Annotated in this window: 14 protein-coding genes; 9 read left to right on the plus strand and 5 right to left on the minus strand. The window is 62.5% G+C overall.

Features of this window, described 5'->3' with window-relative positions:
* Positions 1-99: 99 nt before the first annotated feature.
* Positions 100-1,149 carry a dipeptidase gene (locus ACX3OW_RS18015; protein ID WP_459097180.1) on the minus strand — a complete coding sequence of 350 codons (1,050 nt, stop codon included), beginning with the start codon at positions 1,147-1,149 and terminating at the stop codon, positions 100-102.
* 187 nt (positions 1,150-1,336) lie between these two features.
* On the opposite strand from ACX3OW_RS18015, the gene rnr reads away from it, so the two are divergent.
* The 3 genes from rnr to rpmG all read left to right on the plus strand — a co-directional run bounded on the left by rnr (position 1,337) and on the right by rpmG (position 4,277).
* Positions 1,337-3,616: a ribonuclease R gene (rnr, locus tag ACX3OW_RS18020; protein WP_459097181.1), complete on the plus strand. Its 2,280-nt coding sequence runs from the start codon at positions 1,337-1,339 to the stop codon at positions 3,614-3,616.
* Between the two features lie 4 nt (positions 3,617-3,620).
* On the plus strand, positions 3,621-4,016 hold the full coding sequence (locus tag ACX3OW_RS18025) for a DUF983 domain-containing protein (protein ID WP_459097182.1): 396 nt from the start codon (positions 3,621-3,623) through the stop codon (positions 4,014-4,016).
* Positions 4,017-4,109: 93 nt separating this feature from the next.
* Positions 4,110-4,277, plus strand: coding sequence for a 50S ribosomal protein L33 (gene rpmG / locus ACX3OW_RS18030; protein WP_046135884.1), 168 nt, complete (start codon positions 4,110-4,112; stop codon positions 4,275-4,277).
* Between the two features lie 368 nt (positions 4,278-4,645).
* On the opposite strand, the gene ACX3OW_RS18035 is transcribed toward rpmG, so the two are convergent.
* Together ACX3OW_RS18035 and ACX3OW_RS18040 are read right to left on the minus strand one after the other, a co-directional pair.
* Complete coding sequence (locus ACX3OW_RS18035) at positions 4,646-6,016, minus strand: PleD family two-component system response regulator (protein WP_459097183.1); 1,371 nt, start codon at positions 6,014-6,016, stop codon at positions 4,646-4,648.
* Between the two features lie 91 nt (positions 6,017-6,107).
* A complete protein-coding gene (locus tag ACX3OW_RS18040; RefSeq protein ID WP_056233995.1) occupies positions 6,108-6,479 on the minus strand; it encodes a response regulator in 372 nt (123 codons plus the stop codon).
* 101 nt (positions 6,480-6,580) lie between these two features.
* Between ACX3OW_RS18040 and ACX3OW_RS18045 the strand changes: the two genes are divergently transcribed.
* The 6 genes from ACX3OW_RS18045 (at position 6,581) to ACX3OW_RS18070 (ending at position 11,524) form a co-directional block, all read left to right on the plus strand.
* Positions 6,581-6,859 (plus strand): DUF3572 family protein, encoded by a 279-nt coding sequence (locus ACX3OW_RS18045; protein WP_459097184.1) that lies wholly within the window; start codon positions 6,581-6,583, stop codon positions 6,857-6,859.
* Between the two features lie 3 nt (positions 6,860-6,862).
* Positions 6,863-8,188: a DNA polymerase IV gene (locus ACX3OW_RS18050; protein ID WP_459097185.1), complete on the plus strand. Its 1,326-nt coding sequence runs from the start codon at positions 6,863-6,865 to the stop codon at positions 8,186-8,188.
* Positions 8,185-8,643 (plus strand): RidA family protein, encoded by a 459-nt coding sequence (locus ACX3OW_RS18055; protein WP_459097186.1) that lies wholly within the window; start codon positions 8,185-8,187, stop codon positions 8,641-8,643. The genes ACX3OW_RS18050 and ACX3OW_RS18055 overlap by 4 nt, the downstream gene beginning before the upstream one ends.
* 113 nt (positions 8,644-8,756) lie before the next feature.
* Positions 8,757-9,935 (plus strand): GNAT family N-acetyltransferase, encoded by a 1,179-nt coding sequence (locus ACX3OW_RS18060; protein WP_459097187.1) that lies wholly within the window; start codon positions 8,757-8,759, stop codon positions 9,933-9,935.
* A 44-nt stretch (positions 9,936-9,979) separates the two neighbouring features.
* A complete protein-coding gene (locus ACX3OW_RS18065) occupies positions 9,980-11,104 on the plus strand; it encodes a hypothetical protein (RefSeq protein ID WP_459097188.1) in 1,125 nt (374 codons plus the stop codon).
* 3 nt (positions 11,105-11,107) lie between these two features.
* Positions 11,108-11,524, plus strand: a complete 417-nt coding sequence (locus tag ACX3OW_RS18070; RefSeq protein ID WP_459097189.1) for an HIT family protein — start codon at positions 11,108-11,110, stop codon at positions 11,522-11,524.
* Between the two features lie 183 nt (positions 11,525-11,707).
* On the opposite strand, the gene ACX3OW_RS18075 is transcribed toward ACX3OW_RS18070, so the two are convergent.
* Positions 11,708-12,394: an ABC transporter ATP-binding protein gene (locus ACX3OW_RS18075; RefSeq protein ID WP_459097190.1), complete on the minus strand. Its 687-nt coding sequence runs from the start codon at positions 12,392-12,394 to the stop codon at positions 11,708-11,710.
* Positions 12,387-13,694: an ABC transporter permease gene (locus tag ACX3OW_RS18080; RefSeq protein WP_459097212.1), complete on the minus strand. Its 1,308-nt coding sequence runs from the start codon at positions 13,692-13,694 to the stop codon at positions 12,387-12,389. Before ACX3OW_RS18080 ends, ACX3OW_RS18075 begins: the two co-directional genes overlap by 8 nt.
* Positions 13,695-13,723: the final 29 nt, after the last annotated feature.

Below are 13,723 nucleotides of genomic sequence, written 5' to 3' on the forward strand. Positions count from 1 at the left end.
TGGACATTAATTTAGGCTTTTCAATGGCTTGTTTGTCGCAGCGCAGGTAATCTTGTAATCCTTTGGCAGCACTTGACCGCCGACAGGACCTATCCCACCTTAGCCAACTGTCCGCTCGATCATCGCCAGCCAGTTTTCCAGCGCGATCTTGCGCACCAGTTCCTCGCCATAGCCCTTGTCGACCAGCGCCTGCAGCAGTTTGGGCACCCCGGTGACATCGCCGATTTCGGCCGGCATCTGGGCCCCGTCGAAATCGCTGCCCAGCGCCACGCCATCCTCGCCCAGCGCCTCCACCAGCGCATCGACATGGCGCACCATCAGCTCGATCGGCGTATCGGTGTTGAACGCCCCATCCGGCCGCAGGAAGCCGGTGGCGAAATTCAGCCCCACCATGCCGCCACTGTCGCGAATGGCCGCCAGTTGCCAGTCAACCAGATTGCGCGCATGCGGGCAGATCGCATGCATATTGGAATGCGTCGCCACCAGCGGATGGCTGCTGATCGCCGCCACGTCGCGGAACCCGGCGGCGTTGAGATGGGATAGATCGAGCATTACCCCCAGCGCATTGCACTGCCGCACCAGTTCCTTGCCGGCCTCGCTCAGCCCCGGCCCGATATCGGGATCGACATTGTGGCGAAACGGCACCCCGGTGCCAAACGCATTGGCGCGGCTCCAGACGATGCCGATGGAACGCAGCCCGGCCGCATAGAGCACATCCAGCGCCCGGAACTCGGTATCGATGGCCTCGGCCCCCTCGATATGGGCCACCGCCGCCAGCCCGCCCTGCGCCATCGCCGCACGGACCTCCCCGGCCGAGCGGCACACCGCCACGGCACTCGCCCGCTCCAGCCGCAGCAGAACAGAGGCCATGCCATTGGTCGACGCCTGCGCATCCGCCAGCGCCAGCTCGGGCGGCAATTCCCCCTTGGAACTGGCGGCGCTCGCTGTCACCCCACCAAGCCCAGTCTTGAGCGGCGGCGGGAACATGGCGAAGAACCCACCCGCCATCCCGGCCGCCCTGGCCCGCGGCAGGTCGATATGCCCGCCAGCGCCACCATCGATAAAGGCCTGTTCCTGGTTAGGACCAGGCAATTCCAGCAGGCGCAGCAAGGTATCGTTATGGCCGTCGAAGAAGGGAATGTTGGTCATCTGGGCTACCGGAGAATCAGCGATCGTCCCGCCACCGTAGCACCCCTCCCAGCCTCCCCCATCAGAGGGAGAGGCTGGAGGGGGTGGGGCCACACCCACCGCACCCTCTGCCACCCATCCCCCGCAAAAATTGGCAATCGCGACCGGATTGCCCTATCTAATCCTCAACACTTTCAGAAACGACCCAATGGCCAAGCCCACAAAATCTAAAAATACCTCCGGCCCCAAGCGCGCCGTCAGTCCGCGCGCCGATACCCTTCCCTCCCGCGAGCAGCTGCTCGCCGCCCTTGCCGAGCAGGCCGACATCAAGGGCAAGCGCGATCTGGCCAAGCTGTTCGGCATTCGCGGCGATATGCGCCGCCCGTTCAAGGCCATGCTGGCTGAGCTGGAGGGCGATGGCGTCATCACGCGCACCCGAAAAGCCCTGCGCCGCACCGCCGCCCTCCCCCATGTCACCGTGCTCGACATCCCCACCGATGCAGATCCCGATGACCTGCATGCCTATCCGGCGCACTGGAATGACGAGGAAGGCGACAAGCCGCGCGTCACCGTGCTGGGCGGCCGCGATGCCCGCGTTGTGCCCGCCCCCGGCGACCGCATCCTGGCCCGCATCGACGCCGGCGACGGCGAAGTGCCGACCTATACCGCCAAGGCGATGAAGATCCTCGACAAGCCCCGGCGCGGCCAGATCGGCATCGTCCGCATGGACGACGACGGCGCCCGCCTGATCCCGATTGATCGCAAGAGCAAGGAAATGCGCATTCCGCTCGGCGATCTGCTCACTGCCGCCGATGGCGACCTGGTGGAGGTGGAGGTCAAGCTCTCCGGCCGGTTGATGATCCCGCGCGCCAAGGTCACCGCCGTCATCGGCAATCCGATGAGTGAGGGCGCGATCAGCATGATCGCTATTCACAATCTGGAAATCCCCTACCGCTTCCCCGCCGCCGTCCTTCGCGAAGCCGACGAAGCCAAGGAAGCCTCGCTCAAGGGCCGCGAGGATTGGCGCCATATCCCGCTGATCACCATCGACCCGCCCGATGCCAAGGATCACGACGACGCCGTCTATGCCGAGCCCGACAGCGATCCGGCCAATGCCGACGGCCACATCGTCATCGTCGCCATCGCCGATGTCGCCGCCTATGTGCAGCCCGGCACTTCACTCGACCGCGAAGCCTATCTGCGCGGCAATTCGGTGTATTTCCCCGACCGGGTGGTGCCGATGCTGCCCGAGCGCATTTCCAATGAGCTGTGCTCGCTCAAGCAGGGCCAGCCCCGCGCTGCCCTCGCCGTCCGCATGGTGTTCGGCGCCGATGGCCGCAAGCGCAGCCACGGTTTCCACCGCATCCTGATGCGCTCGGCCGCCAAGCTCAGCTACCAGCAGGCGCAGGGCGCCATTGACGGCCAGCCCGACGACACCACCGGCCCGATCCTCGACACCATCCTGCGGCCCCTCTGGGACGCCTACAAGGCCATGACACGAGCCCGCGACCAGCGCGGCCCACTCGATCTCGACCTGCCCGAGCGCAAGATCGTGCTCGATGACAAGGGGCTGGTGAAGGATATCCGCATCCCCGAACGGCTCGATGCCCACCGCCTCATCGAAGAGATGATGATCGCGGCCAACGTCGCGGCGGCTGAAACGCTCGAGGCGAAAAAATCGCCTTTGCTCTACCGCGTCCACGATGAGCCCTCGGCGGAAAAGCTGCAGACCCTGCGCGATTTCCTCGGCTCGCTCGACATATCGGTCAAGAAGTCCGACAGCGTCCGCGCCAGTGACTTCAACGGCATTCTCGGCCAGGCCCGCAAGGCCGGCAATATCGAGCAGGTCAGCGAAATGGTGCTGCGCTCGCAGGCGCAGGCCGAATACGCCCCCGACAATTACGGCCATTTCGGTCTCAATCTCGACCGCTATGCCCACTTCACCTCGCCGATCCGCCGCTATGCCGACCTCATCGTCCACCGCGCGCTGATCACCGCGCTGGGCCTCGGCAATGACGGCCTCAGCGAGGCCGAAGGCCTCCGGCTGGCCGGTATCGCCCAGCACATCTCGGCCACCGAGCGCCGCGCCATGCTGGCCGAGCGTGAAACCTCCGATCGCTTGCTGGCGCAATTCCTCGCCACCAAGATCGGCGCCACCTTCGATGGCCGCATTTCCGGGGTCACCCGCTCGGGCCTGTTTGTGCGCCTGCTCGAAACCGGCGCCGATGGCTTCATCCCCGCCTCCACCCTCGGCCAGGACTATTATCGCTATGTGGAAGACCTGCAGGCGATGATCGGCGACCGTACTGGCGAGAAATTCGCCCTGGGTGACCGAGTCCAGGTACGGCTGCTGGAAGCCGCACCCGTCGCCGGCGCGTTACGCTTTGAGCTGCTGTCGGAAGGCACACGCGTCAATCCGTCATCTTTCCGTCGCGGCACAAAGCGCCCATCTCAGTCCTATGGTCCCAGGGGACGCAAAAAGAGGTAGCGGTATGGATAGCCAGGTCGAGACTTTGGACGTGCGTAGTGTTGGTCAGGCAATGTGGCGCGGCACGCTGTGCAAGTGCCCGCATTGTGGCCAGGGCAAGCTGTTCCGCAGTTACCTCAAGGTGGCGGATAATTGCGATTCCTGCGGCGAGCAGCTCAATCTGCACCGCGCCGATGACTTCCCGCCCTATATCGCCATCACCATTGTCGGCCACATCCTGATCTTGGTCATGATGCATATGGAGATGAGCTACCACGTTAACCCGGCTATCTATCTCTACACCCTGCTGCCGCTGGCAGTGCTCATGCCCCTGGCGATCCTGCCTTCGGTCAAGGGCAGCATCGTTGGTCTGCAGTGGGCCAATCGCATGTATGGCTATGGCACCGGGCAGATCGACTGAACCTGCTTGACAATTGGCCGCAAATCCGTAGTTTGCGGCCAAATTCCGGCGCCGGGGAATCCGCGGCGCCTTCGCTTTTATGAGGACTGACAAATGGCCAAAGCCGCTTCCGTCAAGATCAAGCTCGTGTCGACGGCTGATACTGGCTATTACTACGTCACCAAGAAGAACGCCCGCACCCAGACCGAAAAGCTGACGTACAACAAGTACGATCCGGTCGTGCGCAAGCATGTCGAGTTCAAGGAAGCCAAGATCAAGTAATCTGGCGCCTGCTCGCTCGCGAGAATCAAAAAGCCCCGCATCATTGATGCGGGGCTTTTTGCTGCTCTGTGTGACGTGAGCCTGACTTGCTGTGTGCGGAACGCGAATGGAGTGGCTGGTCCCGAAGCGGCATGTCGAAGAGGCCACTCTGTCCGCATCCGGAACCAGCCGCCCTACGGGACTCAGGAGTTGCGGCGGACCTGAGAGAAGCCGTAGGGAACCCTCAGCGCCGTCCCGGTCGGGAGCTGCGCTGGTGTTGAGGGCAACCTACCCCCAGGCTCCAAAAACTCAAGCAAAAGCAGTCATTTGCGGTCGGTAAAGCTTTGTTAATTATAACAAATAACCCTAACGCGCGCAATTGCGACGGTTCAGGCGGCGTCGAACACCACCCGATTTCGCCCCTCGCGCTTGGCGCGATACAGGGCCACATCGGCCCGCTTGATCAGCGTCTCGGCCGTATCGGCCGCACTTTCATTGAGCGTCAGCCCGGCTGATACCGTCACCGTCAGCGGCCGCCCGGCATTGACCTCGAACACCCGCTCGGCAATTGACTGCCGTACCCGCTCGGCCACCAGTTCGGCCTGCTGGTAATCGGTGTCGGGCATCAGCACCACAAACTCCTCGCCGCCGAATCTGCAAGCCAGATCAACGCCTCTGATGTTCCGCTTGAGCCGCACCGCGAACTCCCTGAGCACGGCGTCGCCGATATCATGGCCATAGGTGTCGTTGACCGCCTTGAAGTGATCGATGTCCAGAATCATCAGCGCCATGTCGCGGTCCTGGCTCTGCGCCTTGCCCAGCATCACGCCCAGATGGCGGTCGAAATAGCGCCGGTTATACAGCCCGGTCATATCGTCGGTCACGGCCAAGGCCATGGTGTTGCTGACGCTTTGGCGCAGCTCCAGTCCATAGCGATGGCGGCGAATCTGGGTGCGCACCCGCGCCGCCAGCTCGTTGCGCTCCACCGGCCGGGAAATATAGTCGTTGATCCCTAGGTCGAGCGCCCGCACCACCTGCGGCTTGTCGCCTTCGTCGGCCATCAGGATGATCGGCAAATTGCGCGAATGTTCCAGCGTCCGGATCTGCGAGCACACCCGCAGCGCATCGAAATCCGCGAGCGCCATCGAAATCAGCGCCAATTCGTAGTGCCCGCCCGTGACCTGGAACACGGCGTCGGCCGGATGCAGCAGGATATCCACGCTATGCTCAGGCGTGAGGTAATTCTTGATCCGGTCGGCATGGCGCTGATCGGTATCGACAATGAGGATCGAGCCCCCAGTTGTCTTGATCTTGTCCATCGCGCGGATGGCGTCTTCGATGGCAATCTGCTGCCCGGTCATGGCGCGGGCGCGCAATTCATCGGTCAGCGACTTCAGCCGCACCAGGCTCTTGACCCGGGCCATCAACTGCATGTCGTCGACCGGCTTGGTCAGAAAATCATCGGCACCGACCTCAAGCCCCTTCACGCGGTCAGAGGGCTGGTCCAGGGCGGTGATCATCAGCACTGGCAGGTGCTGGGTGCGGGGATTGGCTTTCAGCCGCCGGCAGACCTCGAAGCCGTCCATTTCCGGCATCATCACATCGAGCAAAACGATATCGACGTCGGATGTGTCGCAGATTTCAAGCGCCTGCGCGCCGGACGACGCCGTGACGACATCATAATATTCGGCCGCCAGCCGTGCTTCGAGCAACCGGACATTGGTCGGAATATCGTCAACGATCAGTACGCGTGCAGTCACTCTGAGCCCCACCCCCGTGCGCCGGCCAATGAACTGAACCATTGGCGTCAAGCGAACCGATCAGGCAGGCCGGTGGCCCGGCACAACTTGATCAGGCAGGGCCAATATAGCGGGCAATAGTTTCCAGAAAGTGAGGCACCGAGATCGGTTTACTGATGTAACCCTCGCACCCGCCTTGTAAAATCCGCTCTTCATCGCCCTTCATGGCGAAGGCCGTGACAGCAATCACCGGGATATGCGCCAGATCGTCGTCATCCTTCAGCCATTTGGTGACCACCAGCCCGGAGACTTCCGGCAGCTGGATATCCATCAGGATGAGATCGGGATGGTGGGCGCGCGCGAGATCGAGCGCCTCCATGCCGTTACGGGTCTGGATAACGGCATAGCCGCGCGATTCGAGCAGGTCATTGAAGAGCTTCATATTCAGCTCATTGTCTTCAACGATCATCACAGTCTTGGGCATCGATACTTCCTCGCGCCACGCAGGCCGATGGCGGCGCTTCGCTTTGCCGCTCCATTCAGCTACCATTGAATCTCTTACAAAACACCAAATGAGGCCCGGCGGTGCCGCGTACCGAGAAAGCCGACACGTCCCTGGCCGCTTTGGCCGATTCCTGCCTCGGCTATCTGGCAGAAAACCCTGAGGAACTGCTGGCTTTCATGCAGTTTGCCGGCCTCGATCCTGATACGCTGCGTCGCTCGGTGGGGTCTTCCAGCCTGCAACGCGGCCTTGTGGACTACTTTGCCTCAAACGAGCCGATTCTGCTCGCCCTCTGCGCAAATTCGGGGCTATCGCCCGAACAGTTCATGCAGGTGTGGCATCGACTCAACCCATCGGGGTGAATTTTGGCGCTGGATTGGCTCTGCCGCGATTGCCTGACCCATGGCTCCAGCGCCGCCGTGCCGGCGCGCTGTCCAGGCTGCGGCTCGCCACGCCTGCGCAGCCATGCCGAGCTATTTGCCCTCACCATCGCCCATGTCGATTGTGACGCCTTCTATGCCTCGGTGGAAAAGCGCGACGACCCCAGCCTGCGCGACAAACCGCTGATCATCGGCGGCGGCGTGCGCGGCGTGGTCTCCACCTGCTGCTATATCGCCCGCCAATCCGGCGTCCGCTCGGCCATGCCGATGTTCCAGGCCCGCAAGCTCTGCCCCGACGCAGTGATCATCAAGCCGGACATGGCCAAATATGTCGGCGTCAGCCGGCAGATTCGCCAGCATATGGACGCGCTGACCCCGCTGGTCGAGCCGCTCTCCATCGACGAGGCCTTTCTCGATCTCTCTGGCACCCAGGCGCTGCACAAGGCCCCGCCGGCACTGGTGCTGGCCCGTTTCGCCCGCACCGTCGAGGCCGAAATCGGCGTCACTATCTCGGTGGGGCTGAGCCACAATAAATTCCTCGCCAAGATCGCCTCCGACCTCGACAAGCCGCGCGGCTTCGCTGTCATCGGCGCTGCCGAAACCCGGTCTTTCCTGGCGCCCAAGCCGATCAGCCTGATTTATGGCGTCGGAAAAGTCTTCGCCGAAACCCTGCGCAAGGATGGCCTCGTCACCATCGGGCAGCTGCAGGAAGAAAAACCCGAGACACTGATGCGCCGTTACGGCGAAACCGGCGCCCGCCTGGCCCGCCTGTCGCGCGGCGAGGACAGCCGCCGCATTTCCTCGGACGGCGAGATGAAGACCATCTCGTCAGAAACCACATTCAACAATGATATCAGCAGCCTCGACGAACTCTCTACCGAACTGCTGAAGGTGACGGAGCGCCTCTCCGAACGCCTCAAGGCCAAGGGCGTGGTTGGCGACACGGTGACGCTAAAGCTCAAATCGGCCGGTTTCCGCTTGCGTACGCGCGCCCGGCATTTGATGATCCCCACGCAATTGGCCAATGTGATCTACGAAACCGGCCGATCATTGCTGGAGCGCGAGGTCGATGGCACCGCTTTCCGGCTGATCGGAATCGGCGTTTCAGGTATCGATACCGCCGATGGCAGCGATCCGGCTGATTTGCTGGAGCCGTCCATTGCCCGCAAGGCCGCAGCCGAACGGGCCATGGACCGGGTCCGCACCCGCTTTGGCCGCGAGGCCGTGATCCGCGGCAAGCTCTACAAGAAAAAACCGGCCAGCACGCCGGACGAACACGACGACGACCAGAACGAAGGCAAGACCAGATGACCAATCCGATCGAAAAGCTCCGCGAATACGGCTACGAACTCCCCGCTTCCAAGGCGCCCGTCGCCAATTATGTGCCGGTCTCCCGGTCGGGCAATATCCTCTATGTCTCCGGCCAGATTTCGAGCAACGAAAGCGGTGTGGTCACCGGCCGGCTCGGCGACAACATGAATGTGGTGCAGGGTGGCAACGCCGCTGAGCTGGCCGCCGTCAACGTGCTGTCGCAGATCGTCCATATGGGCGGCGTGCAGCTGGAAGACATCAAGCGCATCCTCAAGGTGACCGTGCTGGTGGCCTCCACCGCCGAATTCACCGAGCAGCATCTGGTGGCCAATGGCTGTTCCAATCTGCTGGTGGCCGTATTGGGCGACAAGGGCAAGCATGCCCGCGCCGCTTTCGGCGTCGCCGCCCTGCCCTTCGGCGCAGCGGTCGAAATCGAAGCCGTCGTCGAAGTCTAAGCGCGTTTACGAAGCCGCCAGCACTGGCGGCTTCGTCTTTCCAGGGCCCTGCCTTACATTCTCCGGCGAACCGTCCTATTTCTAGGGCCTCTCTTGTTCGCGCCGGACCTGCCTTGGCTGACCAGTCCTCTCTCCACGCCACCATCCATCCCAGCACGGCCAGCATTCCCGCTGCCGTGTGGAACGCGCTTGCGCCCTCGACGGCGGGCGTGCCCGACAATCCCTTTCTAGACCACGCCTTTTTCATGGCGCTGGAAGAATCCGGCTGCGCCACTGGCCGCACCGGCTGGCAGCCGCAACATGTCCTGCTGAGCGACGCCGCCGGGCAGCCCCTGGGATTGATGCCACTGTTCCTCAAAACCCATTCCATGGGCGAATATGTCTTCGACCATGGCTGGGCCGATGCGCTGGAACGCGCCGGCGGCAGCTATTATCCCAAGCTGCAATGTTCGGTGCCTTTCACCCCGGCAACCGCGCCCAAGCTACTGGTGCCCTCCGGCGATCCCGCCATCAGGGCTGCATTGCTCTCGACCGCCCAGCAACTGGCCGGTCAGCGCCACGCCTCCTCGGTCCACGCCACTTTCGTGCCCCAGGCCGAGGCCGACGAAATCGAGGCCGATGGCTGGCTCAAGCGCGTCGACACCCAGTTTCACTGGCACAATCAGGGCTATGCCAGCTTCGAGGAATTCCTCGAAACCCTGTCCTCGCGCAAGCGCAAGACCATCCGCCGTGAGCGCCGCGACGCGCTGGCCGATGGGCTGACGGTGCAATGGCTGAGTGGTGCCGACCTCAAGGAACACCACTGGGACGCCTTCTACGCCTTCTACGAGGACACCGGCGCCCGCAAATGGGGCCGCCCCTATCTCAATCGCGAATTCTTCTCCCGCCTCAACGCCACCATGGCTGACCGCATCGTGCTGATGCTGGCCTATGACGGCGACGAAGCCATTGCCGGCGCCATCAACTTTGTCGGCAAGGACCGGATTTACGGCCGCAATTGGGGCTGCACCCGCGATGTGCCGTTCCTGCATTTCGAATTGTGCTATTATCAGGCCATCGACTACGCCATCGCCCACAAACTGGCGGTGGTGGAGGCCGGCGCACAGGGCGAACACAAGCTGGCGCGAGGCTATGCCCCTGCCACCACCTATTCGGTACACTGGATCGCCCATCCCGGCCTGCGCCACGCGGTCGCCGACTATCTCGAACAGGAGCGAACCTCCGTCGAGCGCAGCCAGGAGCTGCTCGAACAGTTCACCCCGTTCCGCAAGGGCGAGCGCACCGATCAATGAGGTGGGACTATCGTCCTGCCGCCTTCGGCTTTAAGTAGAGACTCATGATCTGGGACATTGTCGTATTCATCCTGCAGGCCGGCCTCGCCTTCGTCGTCTCGACGGCGCTGTTTGACGCGCTGCATTGGACGCTGCACCAGTGGGAAGGCTCGTCCAACCCGCTGCTGCGCAAATTCTCGGCCTGGCACTGGGTGCATCACAAATTTCTCGGCCTCGATATGCAGATCAACCCGGCCTATGCCCGGGCCAATATCTGGTTCCATATCCTGCCCGAATATCTGACTTCGATGCTGGGCACCCTGCCCTTCCTGCTGATCTTCCCCTGGCCGCCGATTGCGCTCGTGGCGGTGATCCGCACCGTCATGCTGGTGATGACGCTGCGCGAGGAAGGCCTGGATTACAACCACATGTCTATGGATCGCGTCGGCGGCCAGCAGGGCCTGCTCTGGGTGGATAATAATTACCACGCCATGCACCACGTCTATCCGCACAATTTCTTCTCGTCCTTCTCCAACGTCTTCGACCTGGTCGTCGGCACCTCCTGCCAGATCAAGGGGCGACGCTTCCTGGTGACCGGTGCCAGTGGCGCCTTCGGCTCCGCCATGGTCGACAAGCTCACCCAGCTGGGCGGCATCGTCGAAACCGCCAAATTCGGCGTCGATTTTTCCGCCGGCAACTATGCCGCCATGCGCGGCAAGCTCGAACAGGCCGAAGTGCTGGTGTTGGCCCATGGCGCCAAGACGGACGACTGCTGGAACGCCAACAATGTCACCTTCTGTGAGCTGACCGAGCTGTTCACCGAGATCGGCAAGACCCGCCTCGCCCCGCCCGAAGTGTGGGCACTAGGCTCAGAGGTGGAATTCCACGGCGATATGGGCATGGAGGAGTTGAAGGCCTATTCCGCCTCCAAGCGCGCCTTCGCGCTACAGGCCCGCGAATATTACCGCTCCAATGCACTGATCTATCGCCACATCGTGCCGTCATCCTTCACCTCACCCATGGGCAAGGGCGCGATGAGCGCGGGCACGGCAGTCAATATCGCGCTGTTTTTCATCCGGCGCGGCTTCCGCTATGTGCCGGTGACGTTGACCGGGCTGGCCCTGCTCAACTATTTCCGTTTTCGTTTTTTCCAGAAGGGGCAGCCGGATGTTTCTCAGCCGGCGGAATGAACCATGAGCTATGATCCATCCAATATCTTCGGCAAAATCCTGCGCGGCGAAATCCCGGCGCATAAGGTGTTCGAGGACGATACCGCATTGGTGATGATGGATATTTTCCCGCAGTCGCGCGGGCATACGCTCATCATTCCCAAGGCAGCATCGCGTAACCTGCTCGATGCCGATCCGGCGGCCCTCTCAGCCGTGATGCCGCTGGTGCAGAAAATCGCCAAGGCGGTGAAAGCCGTGACCAAGGCCGACGGCATCCGCCTCGCCCAGTTCAACGAAGCGCCGGCCGGGCAGACGGTGTTCCATCTGCATTTCCACGTTATTCCGGTTTATGACGGTGTAGCGCTCGGCGCGCATGGCAAGAGCCAAGCCGACAACGCCGAGCTGGCAGCTCTCGCCAAAGATATCGCAGCGGCGCTGTAAGGCGCCAGCAAAGCCGGGTCACGCTCCCTTAGTGGGTGTGACCATTCCGGAAATTATCCGGCTGCCTGGGGCGGCGCTTGAGTGTCAGCGCGGCCACGATTGCCATAGTCCCAATGATCATCAGCAAGGTCATCGCCGTTCTCCTTGAGCAGGAAGAACGCAGTATGCCTCAGTCTGGTCGCATCACAAAATGTGGTCGATCACCAACCCGCCCTTGAGCGTTACAATCCGGTCCGCGCGACGCGCCAGATCATGGTTATGCGTGGCGATCAGCGCGGCAGCGCCCTCATTCTTGATCAGATTGGCCAGCGCCGCGAACACCAGGTCACTGGTTTCGGGGTCGAGATTGCCGGTGGGCTCGTCCGCCAAAATCACCTTGGGATGGTTGGCGGCAGCGCGAGCAATCGCAATGCGCTGCTGCTCGCCACCCGAAAGCTCCGCCGGTCGATGGCTGGCGCGCGGCGCCACACCCAAGAGGTCCAGCAGTTCCATCGAGCGCTTGTCAGCCTCGGCCGGCGACTTGCCGGCGATCAGCTGCGGCATGGTGACGTTTTCGAGCGCGGTGAATTCCGGCAACAGATGGTGGAACTGATACACATAGCCCACTGTCGAGCGGCGCAGCTGGGTACGGCCGCGATCCCCCAGCTTGCTGGTGGGAATGCCCATGATGGCCACTTCGCCGCCCTGCGGGCTTTCCAGCAGCCCGGAGAGGTGCAGCAGCGTCGACTTGCCGGCCCCCGAAGGCGCCACCAGCGCCACCAGCTCACCACTATTGACGGTGAGATTGGCCGCGTCGAGCACGCGGATAATGCTGTCGCCCTGCCCGTAGTGACGGTGGACGTCGGTCAGCACCAGATGTGGATTACTCATAGCGCAGCGCCTCGACCGGATCATATTGGGCGGCGCGCCAGGCCGGATACAGCGTCGCGAGGAAGCTCAGCCCCAGCGCCAGACACACCACCACAGTCACCTCGACCGGATCGGTCTTGGACGGCAGCGATGACAGGAAGAACACTTCCGGCGGGAAGATGGCCACGCCCAGCGTGTTGGACAGGAAGGCCCGCAGCGGCTCGGCATTGGCGGCCACGATCAGTCCCAGCACCACGCCGGTCATCGTGCCGATGACGCCGATAGTGGTGCCGGTGATCGAGAAAATCCGCATGATGGCGCCACGCGTCGCGCCCATGGTGCGCAGCACGGCGATATCCGAGCTCTTGTCCTTCACCAGCATGATCAGGCTGGAAATGATGTTGAACGCCGCCACCAGGATGATCATCGACAGGATGGTGAACATCACCACCCGCTCCACCTGCAGCGCCGAGAAGAAGGTCTCGTTGCGCTGCTGCCAGTCGGTCAGCACCAGCGGGCGGGTCGAGGGATCGGATTGCAGCCGGTTGCGCATGGTGACGATGTCGTCGGGATCATCGATGAAGATTTCCGCCGCCGTCGCCTGGTTGATACGCTCATAGGCGGCGTCGATTTCCTCGTCCGAGGCCAGCGGGTCCAGCGGCCCCATGCCGGGCCTCAGGACCTCGTCGAACATCTTGAAATAGTCCTGTGCCGGCTCGAGCGGCATATACATAAAGAAGCTGTCGAACTCGACCATGCCCAGGTCGAAAATGACATTGACCGGATAGGACTTGATCTGCGGCGTCGAGCCGAACGGCGTCATCGCCCCATTGGGATTGATGATCTGCACCTGATCGCCCAGCGACACGCCAAGCGTCTGCGCCAGCCGATAGCCGATGGCGACGCCCTTGCTCTCGTCCCAGGAGTCCCAGCCGCCCTGCTCCGCCGCATCATGCAGCAGCTTTAGCTTGCTGATATTCTCTTCGTCCATGCCGCGCACGGTGACGCCGGTGGAGCTGCCTCGCCCCGAAGCCAGCACCTGGCCCTCGACGAAATACACGGCAAAGCTCACGCCATCGATCTGCTCCAGCGCCTTCACCGTCTCCTTGTAGTCGGTGAACTGACGCTCGATCGGATAGGCGGTGAAATGGCCGTTGAGGCCAAGGATCTTGGTCAGCAGCTCGGCCCGGAATCCGTTCATCACCGACATGACGACGATCAACGTCGCCACGCCAATGGCAACGCCGACCATGGTCAGGCTGGCGATCACCGAGATGAACGCCTCCTTGCGGCGGGCGCGCAGATAGCGCCCGGCCACCATCCACTCGAAACGCGAAAAGGCACGCGTGC

The organism is Devosia sp. A449 (genome assembly GCF_054489375.1).